The 20,700-nt window shown below is 71.1% G+C and carries 21 protein-coding genes and 2 riboswitches; of the genes, 11 read left to right on the plus strand and 10 right to left on the minus strand.

Going from position 1 to position 20,700, the window contains the following annotated elements; genetic code table 11:
• Positions 1-68 precede the first annotated feature (68 nt).
• From M8C13_RS25335 to M8C13_RS25355, 5 genes are read right to left on the minus strand one after another with little or no spacing between them, the layout of a single operon-like run.
• Complete coding sequence (locus M8C13_RS25335; protein WP_252483178.1) at positions 69-1,118, minus strand: SIS domain-containing protein; 1,050 nt, start codon at positions 1,116-1,118, stop codon at positions 69-71.
• Positions 1,115-2,566 carry a glycoside hydrolase family 3 N-terminal domain-containing protein gene (locus M8C13_RS25340; protein ID WP_252483179.1) on the minus strand — a complete coding sequence of 484 codons (1,452 nt, stop codon included), beginning with the start codon at positions 2,564-2,566 and terminating at the stop codon, positions 1,115-1,117. Before M8C13_RS25340 ends, M8C13_RS25335 begins: the two co-directional genes overlap by 4 nt.
• A 6-nt stretch (positions 2,567-2,572) precedes the next feature.
• Positions 2,573-3,406, minus strand: coding sequence for a carbohydrate ABC transporter permease (locus M8C13_RS25345; protein ID WP_252483180.1), 834 nt, complete (start codon positions 3,404-3,406; stop codon positions 2,573-2,575).
• Entirely contained in the window at positions 3,403-4,386 is a 984-nt protein-coding gene (locus tag M8C13_RS25350) for a carbohydrate ABC transporter permease (protein ID WP_252483181.1), read from the minus strand. Before M8C13_RS25350 ends, M8C13_RS25345 begins: the two co-directional genes overlap by 4 nt.
• A 4-nt stretch (positions 4,387-4,390) precedes the next feature.
• A complete protein-coding gene (locus M8C13_RS25355; RefSeq protein WP_252483182.1) occupies positions 4,391-5,668 on the minus strand; it encodes an extracellular solute-binding protein in 1,278 nt (425 codons plus the stop codon).
• Positions 5,669-5,891: 223 nt separating this feature from the next.
• Here M8C13_RS25355 and M8C13_RS25360 point away from each other — a divergent pair, with 223 nt between their 5' ends.
• The 5 genes from M8C13_RS25360 to M8C13_RS25380 all read left to right on the plus strand — a co-directional run bounded on the left by M8C13_RS25360 (position 5,892) and on the right by M8C13_RS25380 (position 12,059).
• A complete protein-coding gene (locus M8C13_RS25360) occupies positions 5,892-6,644 on the plus strand; it encodes a GntR family transcriptional regulator (protein WP_252483183.1) in 753 nt (250 codons plus the stop codon).
• Between the two features lie 53 nt (positions 6,645-6,697).
• Entirely contained in the window at positions 6,698-8,155 is a 1,458-nt protein-coding gene (locus tag M8C13_RS25365; RefSeq protein WP_252483184.1) for an MFS transporter, read from the plus strand.
• A 124-nt stretch (positions 8,156-8,279) separates the two neighbouring features.
• The gene (locus M8C13_RS25370) at positions 8,280-9,137 is read left to right on the plus strand and encodes a hypothetical protein (protein ID WP_252483185.1); all 858 of its coding nucleotides are present in this window, start codon (positions 8,280-8,282) and stop codon (positions 9,135-9,137) included.
• A gap of 359 nt (positions 9,138-9,496) precedes the next feature.
• Complete coding sequence (locus tag M8C13_RS25375) at positions 9,497-10,621, plus strand: S1 family peptidase (RefSeq protein ID WP_252483186.1); 1,125 nt, start codon at positions 9,497-9,499, stop codon at positions 10,619-10,621.
• A gap of 205 nt (positions 10,622-10,826) precedes the next feature.
• On the plus strand, positions 10,827-12,059 hold the full coding sequence (locus M8C13_RS25380) for a S1 family peptidase (RefSeq protein ID WP_252483187.1): 1,233 nt from the start codon (positions 10,827-10,829) through the stop codon (positions 12,057-12,059).
• A gap of 106 nt (positions 12,060-12,165) precedes the next feature.
• Here M8C13_RS25380 and thiE read toward each other — a convergent pair whose 3' ends face one another.
• Complete coding sequence (gene thiE / locus M8C13_RS25385) at positions 12,166-12,819, minus strand: thiamine phosphate synthase (RefSeq protein WP_252483188.1); 654 nt, start codon at positions 12,817-12,819, stop codon at positions 12,166-12,168.
• A gap of 45 nt (positions 12,820-12,864) precedes the next feature.
• Positions 12,865-12,974, plus strand: a riboswitch (TPP riboswitch).
• Here thiE and thiO point away from each other — a divergent pair.
• The 3 genes from thiO to M8C13_RS25400 all read left to right on the plus strand — a co-directional run bounded on the left by thiO (position 12,969) and on the right by M8C13_RS25400 (position 15,028).
• Positions 12,969-14,069 (plus strand): glycine oxidase ThiO, encoded by a 1,101-nt coding sequence (gene thiO / locus M8C13_RS25390; RefSeq protein WP_252483189.1) that lies wholly within the window; start codon positions 12,969-12,971, stop codon positions 14,067-14,069. (Overlaps the previous riboswitch by 6 nt.)
• Positions 14,066-14,266 carry a sulfur carrier protein ThiS gene (thiS, locus tag M8C13_RS25395; RefSeq protein ID WP_252483190.1) on the plus strand — a complete coding sequence of 67 codons (201 nt, stop codon included), beginning with the start codon at positions 14,066-14,068 and terminating at the stop codon, positions 14,264-14,266. The genes thiO and thiS overlap by 4 nt, the downstream gene beginning before the upstream one ends.
• On the plus strand, positions 14,267-15,028 hold the full coding sequence (locus tag M8C13_RS25400; RefSeq protein WP_308202861.1) for a thiazole synthase: 762 nt from the start codon (positions 14,267-14,269) through the stop codon (positions 15,026-15,028).
• Positions 15,029-15,080: 52 nt separating this feature from the next.
• Here M8C13_RS25400 and thiD read toward each other — a convergent pair whose 3' ends face one another.
• The 3 genes from thiD to M8C13_RS25415 all read right to left on the minus strand — a co-directional run bounded on the left by thiD (position 15,081) and on the right by M8C13_RS25415 (position 18,742).
• Positions 15,081-15,929: a bifunctional hydroxymethylpyrimidine kinase/phosphomethylpyrimidine kinase gene (gene thiD / locus M8C13_RS25405; RefSeq protein ID WP_252483191.1), complete on the minus strand. Its 849-nt coding sequence runs from the start codon at positions 15,927-15,929 to the stop codon at positions 15,081-15,083.
• A complete protein-coding gene (gene thiC / locus M8C13_RS25410) occupies positions 15,926-17,578 on the minus strand; it encodes a phosphomethylpyrimidine synthase ThiC (protein WP_252483192.1) in 1,653 nt (550 codons plus the stop codon). The genes thiD and thiC overlap by 4 nt, the downstream gene beginning before the upstream one ends.
• Positions 17,570-17,701: riboswitch (TPP riboswitch) on the minus strand. Its footprint overlaps the gene before it by 9 nt.
• A gap of 24 nt (positions 17,702-17,725) precedes the next feature.
• Positions 17,726-18,742, minus strand: a complete 1,017-nt coding sequence (locus M8C13_RS25415; protein ID WP_252483193.1) for a hypothetical protein — start codon at positions 18,740-18,742, stop codon at positions 17,726-17,728.
• Between the two features lie 87 nt (positions 18,743-18,829).
• On the opposite strand from M8C13_RS25415, the gene M8C13_RS25420 reads away from it, so the two are divergent.
• On the plus strand, positions 18,830-19,138 hold the full coding sequence (locus tag M8C13_RS25420; RefSeq protein ID WP_252483194.1) for a type II toxin-antitoxin system Phd/YefM family antitoxin: 309 nt from the start codon (positions 18,830-18,832) through the stop codon (positions 19,136-19,138).
• A gap of 3 nt (positions 19,139-19,141) precedes the next feature.
• Positions 19,142-19,660, plus strand: coding sequence for a type II toxin-antitoxin system RelE/ParE family toxin (locus M8C13_RS25425; protein WP_252483195.1), 519 nt, complete (start codon positions 19,142-19,144; stop codon positions 19,658-19,660).
• A 10-nt stretch (positions 19,661-19,670) separates the two neighbouring features.
• Here the strand turns inward: M8C13_RS25425 and M8C13_RS25430 are convergent, their stop codons facing one another.
• Positions 19,671-20,243 (minus strand): peptide deformylase, encoded by a 573-nt coding sequence (locus tag M8C13_RS25430; RefSeq protein WP_252483196.1) that lies wholly within the window; start codon positions 20,241-20,243, stop codon positions 19,671-19,673.
• A gap of 134 nt (positions 20,244-20,377) precedes the next feature.
• Here M8C13_RS25430 and M8C13_RS25435 point away from each other — a divergent pair, with 134 nt between their 5' ends.
• Complete coding sequence (locus tag M8C13_RS25435) at positions 20,378-20,683, plus strand: DUF3263 domain-containing protein (protein WP_252483197.1); 306 nt, start codon at positions 20,378-20,380, stop codon at positions 20,681-20,683.
• Positions 20,684-20,700 lie beyond the last annotated feature (17 nt).

The raw sequence follows: 20,700 nt of genomic DNA on the forward strand, positions 1-20,700 counted from the left end.
CCAGCTTCCTGGAGGCCAACGACAACGCGGCGCACCCCCAGCCGGGGATGCGCCGCGTTCTCGGGTGTTCAGCGGGTCTTCGTGACCTTGTTCAGCCCGCGCGGGTTGTCCGGGTCCCCGCCCCGCGCCAGCGCCAGGCCCAGCGCGAGCCGCTGCACCGGCAGGATCTCCAGCACCGGGGCCAGCTCCTCCGCGGTGGCCGGCACCCCGATCCGGTAAGCCGCCGCGACCACATCGGCCGCCGAGCCGACCGCGAGGATGTCCGCGCCCCGGCCCTGCACGACCTCCAGCACCTCGCGCATGGCCGCGCCGCCCTGGCCCGCGCTGGTGATGGCCAGCACCGCGGTCTCGCTGTCGACCGCGGCGACCGGGCCGTGCAGCAGGTCGGCGCCGCTGTAGGCCCGTGCGGACAGGTAGCTGGTCTCGGCGAGTTTGAGGGCGGCCTCGGCGGCGGTGGCCGAGGAGTAGCCGCGGCCGGTGGTGACCACGCGGTTGGCGAAGCGGTAGCGCTGGACGGCCTCGGCGACCGCGGGTTCGGCCAGGGCGAGCGCCGAGTCGGCCAGGTCGCCCAGGTTGGCCGCGTGTTCGGCGGTGCCGCCGCGGACGGCGTCGATGAGCAGGTACAGGGCCAGCAGGGTGGCGCTGTAGGTCTTGGTGGCGGCCACCGCGAGCTCCTTGCCCGCGCCGATGTCCACCGAGAGCTCGGTGACCTGGTTCAGCGGGGAGTCCGGGGTGTTGGTGACGGCCACGGTGAGCGCGCCCCGCCTGCGCGCGGCCTCGGTGGCCTCGACCAGGTCGGGGGAGCCGCCGCTCTGGCTGACCGAGACCCACAGCACGTCGGTCAGGTCCGGCTGGGCGCCGTAGAGCGTGGTGGTGGACGGGGACACCAGGCCGGCGGGCAGCTGGAGCAGGACCTCGGTCAGGTACTTGGCGTAGAGCGCGCCGTGGTCGCTGGAACCGCGGGCGGCGAAGAGCACGAACCGCGGGCGGCGCTCGGCGATCTGCGCGGCCACCGCGGCGATCTCCGCCCGCCGGGCCAGCAGGCCCCGGAACACCTCGGGCTGGGCCGCGATCTCGGCGGCCATGTGCGCGCCGGGCACGGTCTCTGTCGACGTCATCGCCTGTCCTCCCTCGCCGTGTTCGCGGCGAGCAGCTCGGCGGCGGCGCGCAGGCACACGTACGCGCTGCCGTGGGTGTCGATACGGGCGACGCTGCCCAGGTCCGGACCAGGCACCCCCGTCTCGACGTGCACTAGGTCTAGACCAATGCTAGCAAGTTCGACGACAAGTCGCCGCACTTCAGCGTGCCGGTGCGCGTCCCTGGTGACAACCACCACCGGGGAACCGTGCGCTGAACCGAGGATTTCGTCCCGGCCATCCGGGCCTGGCCGCAGCACCCGGGTGCCCGGCAGCAGCTCGCTCAGGTGCGGGCCCAGGCCCCAGGGCACCGCGCCGACCGCGATGCTCGGGTCCACCTCCAGGTCCACCACCAGCGGCGGCCCGGCCAGCTTCAGCTCCCCGCGCACCTCGACCGCCCGCCGCGCGGCCCGCAGCCCGAGGTCGCCATCCGGCACCGGACCGCCGGTGACCGGGCCACCCAGTGACGCCGCCCGCGCCGCGGCCCCGGCCAGCAGCTCCTCGCTCAACCGTCCACTGTGGACAGCCGCCACGATCGCCTCGGCCAGCCGGTCCACCACCTCGGCGTCGGCCAGCTCGCCGCCCACGCACAGCAGGTCCGCGCCGGCCAGCAGCGCCTGCACCGCGCCGTCGCTGATCCCGGCGGTGCCGGAGACCGCGTTCATCTCCAGCGCGTCAGTGACCACCGCGCCGGTGAAGCCCAGCTCGCCGCGCAGCACCTCGGTCACCGCGTGCCGGTTCAGCGTGGCAGGCGACTCGCCCCAGGCCGGGATCACCAGGTGGCCGGTCATCACCGAGCGCACCCCGGCGGCGATCGCGGCCCGGAACGGCACCAGCTCGACCGTGCGCAACTGCTCCTCGGTCCGGTCCAGCACCGGCAGCTCGCGGTGCGAGTCCGCGGTGGAGGCGCCGTGGCCGGGGAAGTGCTTGGCGCAGGCGGCCACCCCGGACTGCTGGATGCCCGCGATGAACGCGGCCACCTGGGCCGCGGCCGCGTGCGGCTCGCGGCCGAAGGCGCGCACGCCGATGATCGGGTCCGCCGCGGCCAGGGTCAGGTCCGCGCAGGGCGCCAGGTCCAGGGTCACCCCGCAGGCGGCCAGCCTGGCCCCGAGCGCCGCGCCGACCTCCCTGGTCAGCTCGAGGTCGCCGATCGCACCCAGCGCGTGCGGACCCGGCAGCGCGGAGCCGCGCGCGGCGTCCAGCCGGGTCACGTCGCCGCTCTCCTCGTCGATGGCCACCACCACTTCGGGCCGCTCGGCCCGAAGGGACGCGCTCAGCGCGGCCACCTGCTCGTCGTCCACCACGTTGCGGCCGAACAGCAGCACGCCGCCGAGGCCGTCAGCGACCCGGCGGCGCACCCAGTCCGGCGCGCTCGTCCCGGCGAACCCCGGCAGCAGCACGGCGTCGGCCAAGCGTCGCAGACCATCCACTGTGGACTATCCCTTCACGGCGCCGGCGGTGTTCCCGGCCACCAGGTTGCGCTGGACGATCAGGAAGTAGATGAGCACGGGCAGCGCGAAGACCACCGAGGCGGCCATGGTGCCGCCCCAGTCGGTGCCGAAGACGGTGCTGAACGTGGACAGCCACACCGGCAGCGTCTGGTTGCTCTGGTCCCGCATCAGCACCAGGGCGAAGAGGAACTCGTTCCAGGCGGTGATGAAGGAGAACACCGAGGTGCTCACCAGCGCCGGTCCCAGCAGCGGCAGGGTGACCCGGCGGAAGGCGCCCCAGCGGGAGCAGCCGTCCACCATGGCCGCCTCCTCCAGGTCCACCGGGATGCCGTTGACGAAGCCACGCAGCGTCCAGATGGTGAACGGCAGCGTGGTGGCCACGTTGACCAGCAGCAGCGCGGGCAGCATGTTGAGCAGGCCGACATCGCGCATCAGCAGGTACATCGGGATCAGCAGCGCCTCCAGCGGCGCCAGCTGCGCGATCAGCACCAGCAGCACAAAACCCTTGCGGCCGCGGAAACGCAGGCGGCACAACGGGATCGCGGCCAGGATGCCCGCGGCCACCGCGCACAGCATGGCGCCGACGGCCACGATCAGGCTGTTGGTGAGGAAGTTGGTGAAGCCCGGCCTGGTCACCGCGGTGACGAAGTTGTCGAAGGTGACCGAGGTCGGGAACAGGTCGTAGTCGGTGGTCAGGTTCGAGTTCGTCGGCCGCAGGGACGAGTTGATCATCCAGTAGGTCGGGAAGAAGAACAGCCCGGCCAGCAGCAGCGCGACCCCGGTCAGCAGGGTCCGCTGCGCACGGTTCTTGGTCCTCACAGCGCACCCTCCTGACGCCGGATGAGCAGTCGCATGTACTGCCCGACCAGCACGGTCAGCACCAGGATCATCAGCACCGCGACCGCGGCGGCCACACCGAAGTGGCTGCCGGAGATGCCCTTGATGTACTGCAGCACCGACAGCGTGGTGCTCTCCCCGTCCGGGCCGCCCTGCCGGATCGCCCAGACCTGGGTGAACACCTTGAAGTCCCACAGGATCGACTGGAAGGTGGCCAGGCCGACCATCGGCGCCAGCGCGGGCCAGGTGACCGCGCGGAAGCCCTGCCAGCCCGAGGCGCCGTCGATGCCGGCCGCCTCGTACAGGTCGCCGGGGATGGACAGCAGCCCCGCGTACAGGGTGAAGGCGATGAACGGCACCCCCTGCCAGATGATCAGCAGCGCGATCACGGTCAGCGTGGAGGCCCCGGAGGAGAACCAGGAGAAGCCCTGGAAGGAGTCGAAGCCGATCAGCACCAGGGTCTTGTTCAGGATGCCGAAGTTCTGGTCGAAGATCCACTGGAACACCGTGGTGGCGGCCAGGATGGGCATCGCCCAGGCCAGCACCAGGCTGATCTGCAGCACCAGCCGGACCACCGGCCCGATCTGGCGCATCAGCAGCGCGATCAGCAGGCCGACCCCGACGGTGCCCACCACGCAGGCCGTGGTGAAGGCCACCGTGCGCAGGGTGATCAGCCAGAACTCGGGGTCGCCGAGGACCTCCGCGTAGTTGTCGAAGCCGTTCCAGACCACCTCGCCGCGCACCAGCTCGCCCAGGTCGAGCTTGCGGAAGCTGATCAGGATGACCTGGATCGCCGGCCAGCCCAGCAGGACCAGCAGCGCGATGATCGCGGGCGCGATCAGCAGGTAGGGCAACAGGGTGTCGCCGAGTGAGCGCCGGCGCGCACGCCGACCGGGTCCATCCGCAGACGGTGCCGGCGGGGTCGCCCCCGCCGGCACCGTGGTGTCCACTGTCGCGGTCATCGCGCTACTTGCCCGCGAGCGCCTGCTGGATCGCCGTGTTCGCGTCCGCGGTGGCCTGGTCCAGGGTCTTCGCCCCGGTCAGGTACGCGGTCATCATGGTCTTGATCGGGTTCGCCCCCGCCTCCACCGAGCCCCAGTTCGGGCTGGCCGGGACCGCCTTGCCGTTGACCGCGGCCTTGGCCATCGCGGCCGAGACCGGGTCGCTGTTGAGCGCGCTGGTGTCCTTGGTCGAGCCGGGGATCATGCCGGCCTTGACCAGCTGCTGCTGGTACTTCTCCGTGGCGAGCAGCTTCAGGTAGTCCTTGGCCAGGTCGGCGTTCTTGCTGCCGGCCGGGATGGCCAGGTTGGACCCGCCCTGGAACACCGGCGTGGTGCTGCCGGGGGCCTTGCCGGGAATGGGGAACCCACTGGTCAGCTTGGTCATCTCGGGGTTCTCCTTGGCCGCGGTGGCGACCTCCCACGGCAGGCCGACGATCATGCCGACCTTGCCCTTGCCGTACACGCCTGCCTGCGGGGGCTTCTCCTCGTCGGCGTCCTTGGGCGCCTTGGTGCCGGAGACCTCCACCAGCTTCTTGTAGAACTCCAGCCCGGCCTTGGCCTCGGGGGTGTTCAGCGTGGCGGTGAACTTGGTGCCCTCCTGCTTGGCCACGTCACCGCCCTCGCCCCAGATGAAGGACAGCAGGGTGTACCAGTTCTGGCCGGCCAGGTAGAGCGGCTGGAACTCGGGGTCGTCCTTGTGCGCGGCCTTGAGCTTCTCGATCGCGGTCAGCCACTCGGCCTGCGAGGAAGGCGGGGTGATGCCTGCCTTCTCGAACAGGTCCTTGCGGTAGAGCACCAGCCGGTTGGCCGCGTAGAACGGCACCGCGAACTGCTTGCCGTCCCAGGTGCCGGAGGCCTTCAGGCCCTCGCTCCAGTTCGCCCCGCCCAGGCCGGCCGCGTCCGCGGTCAGGTCGGTGAGCACCTTCTGCTCAGCGAACTTCGGGGACTGGGTGTTGCCGATCTCGAGCACGTCCGGCGGGTTGGTGCCGGCCAGCGCGGTGTTCAGCTTGTCCTGGATGCCAGTCCACTGCTGGATCTCGTACTTGACCTTGACGCCCGGGTGGGCCGCCTCGAACTCCTTGTGCATCTCGTCGGTCAGCGTCGTCGGCGCGGAGCCGCTCATCAGCCACACGACGAGTTCCTTGCTGCTTCCCTGGCCCGAGCCTGAGCCCGAGCCCGCACAACCGGAGACCGTCAGTGCTGCTGCCACAGCACTCACGGCTACCTTTGTCCAGCGCTTCACCGTTGCCGCCCTTCTTCAGCCCGGTCAGACCGTGTCACGCTGGCCGGGCGCGCTGAAGTGGTGTAGACCAATGCGCTGAGAGTGGTCCGGACCACATGTCCTGTCAAGACAGTTGCGAAGACGTTGTAAAGACGTTCCGAGGGCTGGGCGGCGCCGTTGTCCGACCTACCGGCATGCTGAACCACTAGAAAGGTATGGGGGCGCCAATGCCGAGGAGGAGGACATGCTGGACGTGACGTCGGCTGAGGCGGGCGTGAACCCGCGCACCCAGCGGGAGCCGAAGTACTGGGGACTGAAGCGACATCTGCTCGATCTGCTGCGCTCGCTCCCGCCGGGCTCGCCGATCCCGACCGAGCGCTCGCTGGCCGCGGACTTCGACGTGTCCCGGACCACGGTTCGGCAAGCGCTTGCCGAGCTGACCGTGGAGGGCAGGCTGCTCAGGGTGCAGGGCAAAGGCACCTTCGCGGCCGCGCCGAAGGTGGCTCAGCGGTTGCAGCTGAGCTCCTACACCGAGGACATGCGGGCCCAGGGCCGCCAGCCGGCCTCCAGGCTGCTGGAGGCCAGCGAACAGCCCGCCGAGGCGGAGCTGGCGAGGTTGCTCGGGGTCCGGCCGGGGGCCAAGGTGCTCCGGCTGCGGCGGCTCCGGCTGGCTGATGGCGAGCCGATGGCCATCGAGCTGACCCACCTCGCGCTGGGCCGCTTCCGTGGCCTGCGCCGCTACATCGGCGCAGGTGGATCGCTGTACCAGGTGCTGCGCGAGCGCTTCGGCGTGGAGATGGGGCACGCGGACGAGACCATCGAGACCGCGCTGGCCACCCCGGAGGAGGCGGAGCTGCTCGGCGCCGACATCGGCCTGCCGATGCTGCTGCTGTCCCGGCACTCCTTCGACACCGACGGCAAGCCGGTGGAGTGGGTGCGTTCGATCTACCGGGGCGACCGGTACAAGTTCGTCGCCCGGTTGAACCCTCCTGGTTGATCCATCCCCGGCATTGTGCGTCCAAGGGCCACCGCGAGCGCACAATGCCGGGCATGGAGTGGAACAGCGGCCAGGCGCGGGCCATCCTGGCCACCACCATCCTCGGTTCGGGGATGGCGATGCTGGACGGCACCATCGTCAACGTGGCCCTGCCCGCGATCGGGCACGAGTTCACCGCCTCGGTCAGCGGCTTGCAGTGGATCCTGGACGGCTACCTGCTCACGCTGGCCGCGCTGATCCTCATCGCGGGCGCGCTGGGCGACCGTTACGGCCGCCGCCGGGTGTTCCTGATCGGGGTGGTCTGGTTCGGGCTGGCCTCGCTGCTGTGCGGCCTCGCGCCGACCACCGAGCTGTTGGTGCTGGCCAGGGTCTTGCAGGGGGTCGGGGGAGCGCTGCTCACCCCCGGTTCGCTGGCGATCTTGCAGGCCAGCTTCCCCCGTGAGCTGCGGGCCCGCGCGATCGGCGCCTGGTCCGGGCTCTCCGGCCTGGCCGCGGTGCTCGGGCCGCTGGTGGGCGGGCTGCTGGTGCAGGCGGGGTCCTGGCGGCTGGCCTTCCTGATCAACCTGCCGCTGGCCGCGGTCTGCGTCTGGCTGGCCCTCAAGCACGTGCCGGAGACCGCCTCCGGCGACCACGAACGGGTGGACTTCCTCGGCTCCGCGGTGGGCGCGCTCGGCCTGGCCGGGCTGACCGCGGCCCTGGTGGAGGGGCCGCCGAGGGGGATCGGCGACCCGCTGGTGCTGGGCTGCCTGGTGCTCGGGGCGGCCGCGATGACCGTCTTCGTGCTGATGCAGGTGCGCGGCAGGCACCCGCTGGTCCCGCCGCAGCTGTTCGCCAACCGGACGTTTGTGCTCTCCAACGGCCTGACCTTCCTGGTCTACGCGGCCCTGGGCGGGGTGATGATGCTGCTGGTCCTCCAGCTCCAGGTCTCCCTGCACTACTCGCCGACCGCGGCCGGACTGGCCGGGCTGCCCATCTCGCTGATCATGCTGGTGTTCTCCGCCCGCTCCGGCCGGCTGGCCCAGCGCTTCGGGCCGCGGCTCCAGCTGGTGCTCGGCCCGCTGCTGATCGCGGCGGGCATCCTGCTGCTCAACCTGGTGGTGCCCGGCGCGAGCTACCTGTTCGGCGTGCTGCCCGGCGTGCTGGTCTTCGGTGCCGGGCTGGCCCTGGCGGTGGCCCCGGTGACCGCGACCGTGCTGGCCGCGGCGCCGGAGAAGCACGCGGGCGCGGCCTCCGGGGTGAACAACGCGGTGGCCCGCACCGGCGGCCTGCTCGCGGTCGCGGTGCTGCCCGCGCTGGCCGGTCTGCACGGCGCGGAGTACGCGAACCCGGTGGCGCTGACCGCGGGCTGGCACATCGCGCTGACCGTGTGCGCGGCGTTGTGCGCGGCCGGTGGTTTGTTCGCCTTCGGCGTGGACAACCGGGTGCTGGGGCAGGAAAAGCCGGCGGACTGCCTCAGCTGCGGGGTGGACGCTCCGCCAACGCACGCCAACACCGCGTCACAAAACGCGTGAGTCTACTGTGCACTGTCCATTGAGGACACTGTGTCAGTGCTCACTCCTGGCCAACCAATGGAGTGTCCGCGCCGTCGTCTTCGTTGTAAGGGAGTAACCGGGAAGAGCTATTCGCAAGGGAAAGATGAGCGGCGAGGACAAGCGGAACCGTCCGGATGTCAGTTTCACCCAGGTGATCGCAGGCGCGCTGGCGGCGGTGACCGCGGCGGCGCTGGGCGCGCAGCTGGGGGTGGCCGGCACGATCATCGGGGCCGCGGTGGCCAGTGTGGTGGGCACCGTGGGCACCGCGCTCTACCAGCACTCGCTGGAACGCAGCCGGGCCGCGGCCAAGGCCCTGCGCACCGCGGCCGCGCCGACCGCGCTGGCCGCCGCCGCGCTGGCGGCACGGGCCGCGGAGAAGGCGGACCGGGAGGGCCGGACCGAGGAGAGCGCGGCCGCGGCTGAGGCGGCCGAGACCAAGGAGTCCAAGGCCCAGCAGCCCGAGGCCGAGCAGTCCGGGACCCCACAGTCCAAGACCCCGGAGCCTGAGCGGGAGGCCGCGCCGGAGTCCGGGCGGCGGCCCTGGTACCGGCGCTGGCAGCTGGTCGCGGCGGTGACCGCGCTGATCTTCGCCATCGGCATGGGCGGTGTGCTGCTGATCGAGCTGGCCACTGGAGCGCCGCTGTCCGGCAAGGCGGGCGGCGGGCGGACCACGGTCGGCGAGCTGTTCGGCCCGGGTGACCGGAAACCGACCACCAAGCCGGGCAACCCAACGCCGTCCAGCTCCGTCTCCACTACGGAGAGCACGACGCCGGAAGCCCCGACCAGCACCAGCCAGCACGCCCCGCCGACCAGCACGTCCAGCCAGCCACCGAGCACCACGTCCAGCTCTCCGCCCACCACCACGACCTCGAACCAGCCGAGCAGCGCGGCTCGCCCGCCGAGCAGCACGCCGCCGCCCACGGGCACGCCCGCGGAGCGGAACTCGCCGACCGGCCCTTGATCACATTGGGCGGAACGGCCTAGCGGCGTTAGTGCAAGCTGCCCACGACCGAGGTCGCGATGTGACACGACACGCCCACGGATGGACCACTGCTGACACGTGTTCCTCCTTTCGGCGGATGCCCGGGGTAGGTCTGTGTCTTTAACGTCCCCCAAAAGTGATGAAGCGATGACGCTGCGTCACTAATGGTCACTGGCGGAGAGGACGGGCTGATGGACCTCTCGTTTCCGGTCTCGCAACCGATGGCGTCTCGCCGGTGGCCTCCACTTCGTTGAGCCATACCCCGAAAAGGGCCGTCGACCCCTGCATTCCCCCTGCCATCGACGGCCCGGTGTCTCACCAACACGAGAGGGCTACGGATGAAGATCGCAGTCGCAGCACGCGCCGCAGGCGTCGCGCTGCTGGCCACCGGTGCGGTTGTCGCGGGCGGCCTGCCCGCCGCGGCGGACAGCTTCGCTTCCCCAGAAATGCTGCAGGCCATGCAGCGCGACCTCGGGCTGACCGCCGAGCAGGCGGCCGACCGGGTGGCCAGTGAGCTCAAGGCCACCGAGGTCGAGAAGTCCGTGCGGGACGCCCTCGGCGGCGCCTTCGCCGGCGCGCACTTCGACGAGGGCAGCGCCAAGCTCGTGGTCAGCGTGACCGACGCGGCCAAGGCCGCCGCGGTCGAGGCCGCGGGCGCCACCGCCAAGGTCGTGTCGCGCACCGCGGCTGCCCTGGACGGGGTGAAGGGCGCGCTGGACGCGGCCGAGTCGAGCCTGCCCAAGGGCGTGACCGGCTGGTACGTCGACGTCAAGAGCAACAACGTGGTGGTCAACGTGCAGCCGGGCGCGGCGAAGGAGGCCCGCGCGCAGCTGGCCGCGCTGCCGGAGGCCGCCGCGATCAAGGTCGTGGAGACCGACGAGGCGCCGGTCCCGCTCTACGACGTGCGCGGTGGCGACGCCTACTACATGGGCGGCGGCCGCTGCTCGATCGGCTTCTCGGTGCAGGGCGGCTTCGTCACCGCCGGGCACTGCGGCCGGACCGGCACCGCGACCCAGGGCTTCAACCGGGTCGCCCAGGGCACCTTCCGCGGCTCGACCTTCCCCGGCAACGGCGACTTCGGCTGGGTCGCGACCAACTCGAACTGGACCCCTCGGGGCGTGGTGAACCGCTACAGCGGCTCCACCACCGTCCGGGTGGCCGGTTCCACCGAGTCCGCGGTCGGCGCGTCCATCTGCCGCTCCGGCTCGACCACCGGCTGGCGCTGCGGCACCGTCCAGGCCAAGAACCAGACGGTGCGCTACCCGCAGGGCGCGGTGACCGGCATGACCCGCACCAACGCCTGCGCCGAGCCCGGTGACTCCGGCGGCTCGTGGCTGTCCGGCACCCAGGCCCAGGGTGTGACCTCCGGCGGCTCCGGCAACTGCTCCTCCGGCGGCACCACGTTCTTCCAGCCGGTGAACGAGATCCTCAGCGCGTACGGGCTCCGGCTCGTCACAAGCTGACCGTAAGGGTGCGGCGGGCCGGCGCCCTGCAAGCCGGTCCGCCAGCACCCGCCGAAAGGCGTCCGCGGGATCCCTGCCCCGCGGGCGCCTTTCACTGTCAATTCTTCGAACCCAGTTCGTTCGACCCCTTGGCAAAGTCACAAACCGTCGCTAGCTTTCCCCCGTCTGGTCTAACAAGGTGGCCCGATAGAGGGAAGGCGCTCGGATGAAGCGACGTTCGGTCACTGGCCTGCTGGCGGTGACGGTGCTGGCCGGTCTCGCGGTCGGCGCGCCCGCCACGGCAGCCGCCAGCGCTGGACCCACCGCGGCCCCGGCCCGCGCTGCCGGCGGCGCCGCGCCCCTGGCCCACGCTTCCAGCCTCGTCACGGCACTGGCCCGCGATCTTGGCCTCAGCGTGGCGCAGGCCGCGACCAGGCTGAGCCAGGAACGCCGCGCCGAGCGCATCGCCGGCGACCTCCGGGCCCGTCTCGTCAGCTTCGCCGGTTCCTGGTTCGACCCGGCCACCGGATCGGCCGTGGTCGGCGTGACCGAACCCGCCGAGGCCGAGACCGTGCGCGCCACCGGCGCCACCCCGCGTCTGCTGCGCCACACCGCCTCGGCCCTGACCGCGGCCAAGGCCGAACTGGACGCCCGGCAGGCCCCGCCCGAGGTCACCAGCTTCCACGTGGACGAGCCGGGCAACCGGGTCGTGGTCACCGTCCTCCCCGGCGGCCGGGCCGCGGCCGAGCGGTTCGCCGCGGGCACCCAGGCCGTGCAGGTCGTGGAGAGCGCCGCCGCGCCCGCGACCACCGGTGACCTGGCCGGTGGCGGCGCGATCTACATGAGCGGCGCGGCCGGTGGCCGCTGCTCGGCCGGGTTCACCGCGCACACCGCGGACGGCCAGCCCCGGCTGCTCACCGCCGGGCACTGCGCGGACGGCGGCAGCCTGGTCAACGGCCTGGGCAACGTCAAGATCGGCGAGTTCTCCCGGGTCAACTGGAAGGACCAGAACGACTTCGCCGAGGTGACCGTGGAACCGGCGGCCTGGACGCTGCTGCCCCAGGTCAGCACGCACGACGGCGGCGCGGTGACGATCAAGGGCGCGGACCGGGCCGCGGTCGGGGCCAGCCTGTGCAAGTCCGGCTCCACCAGCAAGTGGACCTGCGGCGTGGTCACCGCCCGCGACGTCACGGTCAAGTACGGCCAGATCGACGGCTCCACCATCACCGTGCGCGGCCTGGTGCAGCACAACGCCTGCGTGGAGCCCGGCGACTCCGGCGGCTCGAACGTCTCCGGCGACCAGGCCCAGGGCATCACCAGCGGCGCCAAGCTCTACGACGCCAACGGCGACGGCCGCAACGACAGCTGCCTGGCCAAGCGCGGCGAGGAGTCGGTGTCCTGGTACCAGCCGGTGGACGAGGCGCTCGCCACCTACCGGCTGACCCTGGCCACCGGCTGAGGCTGCCCTGCGTGCGGCGTGTTGTCAGCCCCCCGACCGCGCCGCACCCGGGTTGGTAGGCGACCGTGGCATTCCCGCGCTCTCTCGCGGGAACGCCACGGCCGCCTCAGTGGAGCCGTTCCTTCAGCCGCGCCGCGGCCGCCTTCGGGTCTGAAGCCTCGGTGATCACCCGGACCACCACGATCCGGTCCGCCCCGGCCTCGAGCACCTCGGGCAGCCGCTGCTCGTCGATGCCGCCGATGGCGAACCACGGCCGCTGGTGCCCGGCCGCCGCGGTGTGCCGCACCAGGTCGAGACCGGGCGCGGGACGGCCGGGTTTGGTCGGGGTCGGCCAGCACGGGCCGGTGCAGAAGTAGTCCACGCCCGGCTCGGCCGCCGCGGCGTCGGACTGCTCGTTGTCATGGGTGGACCGGCCGATCACCACGTCCTCGCCCACGATCCGCCGGGCCAGCGGCACCGGCAGGTCGTCCTGGCCCAGGTGCAGCACATCGGCCCCGGCGGCCAGCGCGATGTCCGCCCGGTCGTTCACCGCCAGCAGCACGTCGTGCCGCGCGCAGGCCTCGGCGAAGACCGCCAGCAGCCGCAGTTCCTCGGCCGCCTCCAGGCCCTTCTCCCGCAGCTGCACGATGTCCACGCCGCCGGAGAGGGCGGCGTCGAGGAACTCCGGCAGGTCACCGCGATCCCGGCGGCCGTCGGTGCACAGGTACAGCCGCGCCGCACGCAGCCGCTGGCGAATCTGTTGTCCGTCAAGTCCAGGCACGACACCGGAGCCTATGCGCTCCCAGTTCTGCCTGCTACGGTGGAATTCGGTCCGCACGGGAGCCCGGTAGCACTGGGCTGAGAGGGAGCCTGCTGGCTCCGACCGTCGAACCTGATCCGGGTCATGCCGGCGCAGGGAGCGTGAGATTCGTGTCGAAGGCAGTCGTCGTCGTGGGTGGCGGCGTGATCGGTCTGTCCATCGCCTGGCAGCTGGCCACGGCGGGGTTCGCCGTCCGGGTGGTCGATCCGGCGCCGGGCACCGGCTCGTCCTGGGTGGCAGGCGGCATGCTCGCGCCGGTCACCGAGGCCTGGCCGGGGGAGGAGGACCTGCTCACGCTGGGCGCGGCCTCGCTGCGGCGCTGGCCGGAGTTCGCCGCGCGGCTGCACACCGCGGCGGGCCGGGATCCCGGCCTGCACACCGCGGGCACGCTGGCGGTCGGGGTGGACGCGGCCGACCGGGACGAGCTGGTCCGGCTGGCCGAGTTCCTGACCTCGCTGGGCCGAGAGGTACGTCAGCTGTCCGCGCGCGAGGTGCGGCGGCTGGAGCCCTCGCTCGGGCCCTCGGTCCGCAGTGGACTGGACGTGCCGGAGGACCTGTCCGTGGACAACCGGCTGCTGCTGGCCGCGCTGCGCGCCGCGTGCACCGCCACCGGGGTGGAGTTCATCGCGGTCGAGGTCGCGGAAACCCTGCCTGGCAAGGTCCTTCTGGTCAACGGGTCCACAGTGGACAGTGATGTCACGGTGCTCGCGGCCGGGGCCTGGAGTGCGCGGCTGTGCCCCCGGCTGGACGGCCTGATCCGGCCGGTGAAGGGCGAGATCCTGCGGCTGCGGCACCGGCACGGCGCGCTGCGGCCGCCCGCGCGCACCATCCGCGGCCTGGTCCGCGGCAAGCCGGTCTACCTGGTGCCCCGGCCGGACAACGGGCTGGTGCTGGGCGCCACCCAGTACGAGGCCGGGTTCGACACCGAGGTGGTCACCGGGGGCGTGCGCGACCTGCTGCGCGACGCCGAGGAGCTGGTGCCGGCCATCGCCGAGTACGCGCTCCTCGAGTGCGCGGCGGGGCTGCGGCCCGGCAGCGTGGACAACCTGCCCCTGCTCGGCTGGCTGGAACCCGGCCTGCTGGTGGCTACCGGGCACCACCGCAACGGCATCCTGCTCGCCCCGGTCACCGCCGAGGTGGTGCTGGACCTGGTGGCGGGCAAGGAGATCACCCCCGAAGCACAGGCAGCCGACCCCGGGAGGAGCAGATGAAGGTACGGGTCAACGGCACGGACCGCCAGCTCGGCGAGCAGGCCACCGTGGCCGAGGTGCTGACCCTGCTGGCCGCGCCCAGCACGGGCATCGCGGTCGCCCTTGACGGCGCGGTGGTGCCGAGGGCGAGCTGGGCGGAGACCGAGCTGCGCGAGGGCTCGGTGGTGGAAGTGCTCACTGCGGTTCAGGGAGGTTGAGTGGACGACCATCTGGTGATCGCCGAACACGAGTTCGGCTCACGGCTGGTGATGGGCACCGGCGGCGCGCACAACCTGTCCATCCTGGAGCAGGCGCTGGTGGCCTCCGGCACGGAGCTGACCACGGTGGCCATGCGCAGGCTGGACAGCGAGGGCGGCACCGGCGTGCTGGAGCTGTTGCGGCGCCTGGGCATCCAGCCGCTGCCGAACACGGCGGGCTGCAAGAGCGCGGCCGAGGCGGTGCTCACCGCGCGGCTGGCCAGGGAGGCCCTGGAGACCCGCTGGGTGAAGGTGGAGGTGGTGGCCGACGACCAGACCCTGCTGCCGGACCCGATCGAGCTGCTGGACGCCTGCGAGCAGCTGGTGGCCGACGGCTTCATCGTGCTGCCCTACACCAACGACGACCCGGTGCTGGCCAGGAAACTGGAGGACATCGGCTGCGCGGCCGTGATGCCGCTGGGCTCCCCGATCGGCACCGGCCTGGGCATCCGCAACCCGCACAACATCGAGCTGATCGTGTCCAGGGCGGGTGTGCCGGTGATCCTGGACGCCGGGATCGGCACCGCCTCCGACGCGGCACTGGCCATGGAGCTGGGCTGCGCCGCGGTCCTGCTGGCCACCGCGGTCAACCGGGCCACCCACCCCGAGCTGATGGCCGCCGGCATGCGCGCCGCGGTCGAAGGCGGCCGCCTGGCCAGGCTGGCCGGGCGTATCCCACAACGCTTCTGGGCACACGCATCGAGCCCACAGCGCGAATCCTGAACCAGCGCACTGACGGGGAAGACGGCGGTCGTCGTCTCCCCCGTCGCAGTGGCTACACCTCGTCGATGTCCCTGACCCGCCACAGCCCGGAGACCGGGCCGACGCCGCCACCCAGTGGGTAGGACTGCCGGACCGCTTCCCGCACATAGCGTTTGCCGAACTGGACCGCCTCCACCACGGTCGAACCCTTGGCCAGGGCCGAGGTGATGGCCGAGGCCAGGGTGTCGCCGCCGCCGTGGGTGTGCACGGTGTCGTAGCGCGGGCCGGGCAGCTCCAGGAAGGTCTTGCCGTCGTAGAGCAGGTCCACGCACTGCGGATCGCTGCTCAGGTGACCGCTCTTGATGAGTGTCCACTGTGGACCGAAGGCGTGCATGGCCACCGCGGCGTCGCGCAACTCGGTGCGGTGCTTGACATCCAGCCCGGTGAGCAGCCGCACCTCGTCCAGGTTCGGCGTGACCAGGGTCGCCCTCGGGAACAGCTCCCGCTTGAACGCCTCCAGCGCGTTGTCCCGCAGCAGCGGGTCGCCGTGCATGGACGCGGCCACCGGGTCGACCACGAACGGCGTGCGCCCGTCCCGGCCGATGCCGACCTGGTCACAGGCCTTGCCGATGGCGGTGATGATCTCCGCGTTGGCCAGCATGCCGGTCTTGGCCGCCTGCACGCCGATGTCGGTGGCCACCGCCTCGATCTGGGCGGCCACCACCTCCGGCGCGATCTCCACGATGCCGGTCACGCCGAGCGAGTTCTGCACGGTGATCGCGGTGATCGCGGTCATGCCGTGCACTCCGCACCCGAGGAAGGTGCGGAGGTCGGCCTGGAGTCCGGCCCCGCCACCGGAGTCCGAACCGGCGATGGTCAGCGTCCGGGGCGGGGTCGGCGCTCCTGCGTGGTGCTGGGTCAACGGTCCACCACTGGCAGGTAGACCTTGTTGCCCTGTTCGGAAAACTCGTGCGACTTCTCCTGCATACCCGCCTCGATCGCCTCCACTGAGGACAGTCCGTGCTCCTCAGCGTACTTGCGCACGTCCTGCGTGATCTTCATTGAGCAGAACTTCGGCCCGCACATCGAGCAGAAGTGCGCGGTCTTGGCGGGTTCGGCGGGCAGTGTCTCGTCGTGGTAGGCCCGCGCGGTGTCCGGGTCCAGCGACAGGTTGAACTGGTCCACCCAGCGGAACTCGAAGCGCGCCTGGGACAGCGCGTCATCGCGTTCCTGCGCCCTCGGATGGCCCTTGGCCAGGTCCGCGGAGTGGGCGGCGATCTTGTAGGTGATCACGCCGACCTTCACGTCGTCCCGGTTGGGCAGGCCGAGGTGCTCCTTGGGCGTGACGTAGCAGAGCATCGCGGTGCCGTGCCAGGCGATCTGCGCCGCGCCGATGGCCGAGGTGATGTGGTCGTAGGCGGGCGCGATGTCGGTGGCCAGCGGGCCGAGGGTGTAGAACGGCGCCTCACCGCACAGCTCCTCCTCCAGCCGCACGTTCTCCTTGATCTTGTGCATCGGCACGTGGCCGGGGCCCTCGATCATCACCTGCACGTCGTGCGCCCGCGCGATGTGGGTCAGCTCGCCGAGGGTCTTGAGTTCGGCGAACTGGGCCTCGTCGTTGGCGTCGGCGATCGAGCCGGGCCGCAGGCCGTCACCGAGGGAGAAGGTGACGTCGTAGGCCCGCAGGATCTCGCACAGCTCCTCGAAGTGCGTGTAGAGGAAGCTTTCCTTGTGGTGCGCCAGGCACCAGGCGGCCATGATCGAACCGCCGCGGGAGACGATGCCGGTGACCCGCTTGGCGGTCAGCGGCACGTACCGCAGCAGCACGCCGGCGTGCACGGTCATGTAGTCCACGCCCTGCTCGCACTGCTCGATCACGGTGTCCCGGTAGACCTCCCAGGACAGCTGGGCCGGATCGCCGTTGACCTTCTCCAGCGCCTGGTAGATCGGCACCGTGCCGATCGGCACCGGCGAGTTGCGCATGATCCACTCACGGGTCTCGTGGATCCGCTTGCCGGTGGAGAGGTCCATCACGGTGTCGGCGCCCCAGCGGGTGGCCCACACCATCTTCTCGACCTCGTCCTCGATGGAGGAGGACACGGCCGAGTTGCCGATGTTCGCGTTCACCTTCACCAGGAACTTCTTCCCGATGATCATCGGCTCCGCCTCGGGGTGGCACCGGTTGAGCGGGATGACCGCCCGCCCGATGGCGACCTCGCTGCGCACCAGTTCCACATCGACGCCCTCGCGCACGGCGATGTACTGCATCTCCGGGGTGATGATGCCCGCCTTGGCGTAGGCGAGCTGGGTCACCGCGCCGTTGACCGGCTCGCGCGCGGCGACCCAGTCAGCGCGCAGCCTCGGCAGTCCACTGTGGACATCGATGGTGGCCTCGGTGTCGGTGTACGGCCCTGAGGTGTCGTACACGTCGAGGTGTTCGCCGTTGGTCAGCCCCACGCGCCGGAACGGCACCTGGACTCCACCTGGCCCCTCGACGTACACCTTGGCCGAACCCTGGATCGGGCCGGTGGTGACGGTCGGACGGATGTTCCGATCGGCAAGTGCCGTCATGGCAAAGCTCCCTACGCCGGCATTACCCGGTCAGGTTCAGGCGGTCGACAGCCCCAGGGTCGAAAAGCCGACACCTAGCTGCCCTCTCAGCCCGTTTCGGTACGAGCTCCCGCGTGTTGTGTTGTGGTGGTGGGCCGCACGGGCCCTCTAGGCACCATAGTGAGCGATGGGCGTGCTGACCACACCGCTCGCCGGGTGAAATGTGCGCAGTACCCCGTCTGCCAACTCGGCGAAGGAGCCGGTCGCCGGGTTGTGCGCGGTGGGCTGGATGCCCTCCACCAGCCCGATCCGTTGTCCAGTGCCCGGATCCCAGGTCTCCAGCCCCGCCGCCGCGCTGACGTGCAGCTTGCCCGCGTGCGCCCACATCGGCCCGTCCAGACCGGTCAGGCTGCCGACCAGCTCGCGGCTGGGCGCGTCGTAGAGGTGGGTGACCACTGCCCGGTCCGCCTCGTGGTGGATCCGCTGCAACGCCACCGTGTTGTCGTCCAGCCAGGCCACCGGGATGTCCCACATGTAGTCATCGGTGTCCAGGTAGGGCATCCGCTCGGGCACGTGGGTGTCCCCGCCCAGCCAGGCCGTCACGTCGATGAGCGAGGGGGCGGGGGCCGGGTGCCAGAACCAGCCGTCGGCGAGCAGCCAGCGCCCGGAAGGGCTGGCGTGCAGCGCGCCGTGGAAGTAGCTGATGCTGGTCTCCGGACAGGGGCCGCCAGCCGGCCAGTGTGAGGTGACCTCGCGCTCGGTCAGCAGTTCGCCGCTGGGCAGCGCGAAGGCGTCCACCCGGTTCCAGTCGGTCTGCGCGACCAGCACGTCGCCCGGCAGGAAGGCCACCCCGAACGGCACTGTGTACACCTCCCAGCCCTCGTCCCGGTGCAGCGCGAACACCTCGTGCCCCGCCGCCAGGTCCACCAGCGACCCGTGCCAGCCGTAGTCGTCAGTCACCGCCGCGAACCGGCCGTCCGCCGAGGTGTGCAACCCGAAGCCCCGCCTCCGGCCCCCGAAGTCCTCGGGCTCCGTCGCGTACTCCCAGGACACGAAGTCGGCGACCACCTCCGCTTCGCCGGACTCGCTCAGCCGGACGAGGTGGTCGTTGGCCTCGTTGATGGTCAGCCAGCCGTCCGGCAGTGGCGCCAGCCGCCGGTGGGTGTGCCGGATCGCGTACTTCACTCGTTCATCATCGCGCTGCGGGCGAGTGAATATTCTTCTGCGCCCGCCCTGGTCGACAATCTGTATAGAATTCTATATAGTTTTCGCATGACCCTGTTACGAGACGCGCAGGAAGTCACCGTCACCGAAGCAAGCAAACGCGGAGTGGCGGGGCTGGTCGCCGACGCCGAGCACGGTGAGGCTCTCGTGGTCACTCGCCATCGTCGGCCGGTGGCCGCCGTCGTTGGTGTCAACCGGCTGGCTGAGATCGAGGAGGCGACCGCGGATCTTCGGGACCTGGCGCTCGTGCTTGCCCGGTCGGCCACCGACACGGGACGGCGCACGTCGCTCGACGACGTGCTGACCGCCTTCGGGCACTCCCGGGAATCGCTCGCCGAGGTGGAGGACGACGAGTAGCCGATGGCGGAAGTCGCTTTCACCGACGCGGCCATCGACGACCTGCGTCGGCTCGGCCCGGATGTGGTCCCCAAGATCCTCAAGAAGATCCTGATGCTGCTCGACGACCCAGAGGCCGGTCATCCCCTGGGCGGGAAGCTCACCGGGTTCCGCAAGCTGGTGGTCGGTCGCAACCACTGGCGTGTCGTGTACCGCCTCACCGAGGACGGGGTGGTCGAGATCTGTGAGATCTGGTGTGTCGGGGTCAGATCCGATGCTGAGGTCTACGCGGAGGCGACCGCGCGAGTGGCCGGTGCGGCCGAGGGCAACCCGGCACTGGCGCGTCTGGCGGATGTGGTCGAGCGGCTTGGCCGGTTGTCGGGCGAGGTGACCGTGGCGGCGGAGCCACGGGGCGAGCCGGTGCCTGACTGGCTCGCCCAGCGGCTCATCCACACCGCGGGCATCGCGCCGGAGAAGGTCGCCGCGCTCGATCTTGAGCAGGCTGTCGACCTCTGGACGGGGTTCATCAGCCGGCCGCGATGACGGCAGGTGGTCAGTGGCCGAAGGGGTCTTCGACCTCGCCCGGCATCCAGCTCAGCCCGTCCACGCCCCAGCCGTTGGCCTTGAGCATCTTCTTCGCGGCGCGCTTGTGCCTGCCGGTCAGCCGGTCCAGGTACAGGTAGCCGTCCAGGTGGTCGGTCTCGTGCTGGAGGCAGCGGGCGAAGAAGCCCTTGCCCTGGATCTCGACCGGGTTGCCGTGGCCGTCGAAGCCGGTGACCTTGGCCCAGTCGGCGCGGCCGGTGGGGAAGGCCTCGCCGGGGGCGGAGAGGCAGCCCTCGATGTCGTCCTCCTCGTCGGGCATGCCCTCGGGGATCTCGGTGGTGGTCAGCACCGGGTTGACCACCTCGCCCTTGAACCAGTTGCCCTCGTCGTCGTGGCAGTTGTAGACGAACAGGCGCAGGTCCACCCCGATCTGGTTGGCCGCGAGACCCACACCGTTGGCCGCGGCCATGGTGTCGTACATGTCGGCGATCAGGGTGCGCAGCTCCTCGTCGAAGGTCTCCACGGGGCGCGTCGGGTTGTGCAGCACGGGGTTACCGGCGATGACGATGGGGTGCACGGCCATGCCCGGAAGCCTATCGGCGTGTCGGGTGGACGCGCCGGGCTGTGCCCCAGCCTGTGTCAGGGTTACGTGGTGTAATGGGTGAACCGGAAAATGACAGCCGTGGGATTCGCCGATCGGTGAGTGCGAGGAGCCGGATGGACGCCGCAGAGGTCAGGGCGAGGTCCTGTGACCAGGACACAGGCCCGGCGGCGCTCAGCGAGCGGGAGCTCGAGGTGCTCGCCTTCGAGCGCCAGTGGTGGAAGTACGCGGGTGCCAAGGAACAGGCCATCCGCGAGATCTTCGACATGTCCGCGACCCGCTACTACCAGGTGCTCAACGCGCTGATCGACAAGCAGGAGGCCCTCGCGGCCGACCCGATGCTCATCAAGCGCCTGCGCCGGTTGCGCGCCAGTCGCCAGCGCACCAGGGCCGCCCGGCGACTGGGCATCGAGCCGATCTGATACTTCTTTCCGCCACT

This window comes from Crossiella sp. SN42, from assembly GCF_023897065.1.
Taxonomy (GTDB): Bacteria; Actinomycetota; Actinomycetes; order Mycobacteriales; family Pseudonocardiaceae; genus Crossiella.

Coding starts and splice junctions, on each gene's coding strand:
- M8C13_RS25335 (WP_252483178.1), bottom strand. CDS start 1,118: ATGACGTCGACAGAGACCGTGCCCGGCGCGCACATGGCCGCCGAGATC.
- M8C13_RS25350 (WP_252483181.1), bottom strand. CDS start 4,386: ATGACCGCGACAGTGGACACCACGGTGCCGGCGGGGGCGACCCCGCCG.
- M8C13_RS25360 (WP_252483183.1), top strand. CDS start 5,892: ATGCTGGACGTGACGTCGGCTGAGGCGGGCGTGAACCCGCGCACCCAG.
- M8C13_RS25365 (WP_252483184.1), top strand. CDS start 6,698: ATGGAGTGGAACAGCGGCCAGGCGCGGGCCATCCTGGCCACCACCATC.
- M8C13_RS25370 (WP_252483185.1), top strand. CDS start 8,280: ATGAGCGGCGAGGACAAGCGGAACCGTCCGGATGTCAGTTTCACCCAG.
- M8C13_RS25375 (WP_252483186.1), top strand. CDS start 9,497: ATGAAGATCGCAGTCGCAGCACGCGCCGCAGGCGTCGCGCTGCTGGCC.
- M8C13_RS25380 (WP_252483187.1), top strand. CDS start 10,827: ATGAAGCGACGTTCGGTCACTGGCCTGCTGGCGGTGACGGTGCTGGCC.
- thiS (WP_252483190.1), top strand. CDS start 14,066: ATGAAGGTACGGGTCAACGGCACGGACCGCCAGCTCGGCGAGCAGGCC.
- thiC (WP_252483192.1), bottom strand. CDS start 17,578: ATGACGGCACTTGCCGATCGGAACATCCGTCCGACCGTCACCACCGGC.
- M8C13_RS25420 (WP_252483194.1), top strand. CDS start 18,830: ATGACCCTGTTACGAGACGCGCAGGAAGTCACCGTCACCGAAGCAAGC.
- M8C13_RS25425 (WP_252483195.1), top strand. CDS start 19,142: ATGGCGGAAGTCGCTTTCACCGACGCGGCCATCGACGACCTGCGTCGG.
- M8C13_RS25430 (WP_252483196.1), bottom strand. CDS start 20,243: ATGGCCGTGCACCCCATCGTCATCGCCGGTAACCCCGTGCTGCACAAC.
- M8C13_RS25435 (WP_252483197.1), top strand. CDS start 20,378: ATGGACGCCGCAGAGGTCAGGGCGAGGTCCTGTGACCAGGACACAGGC.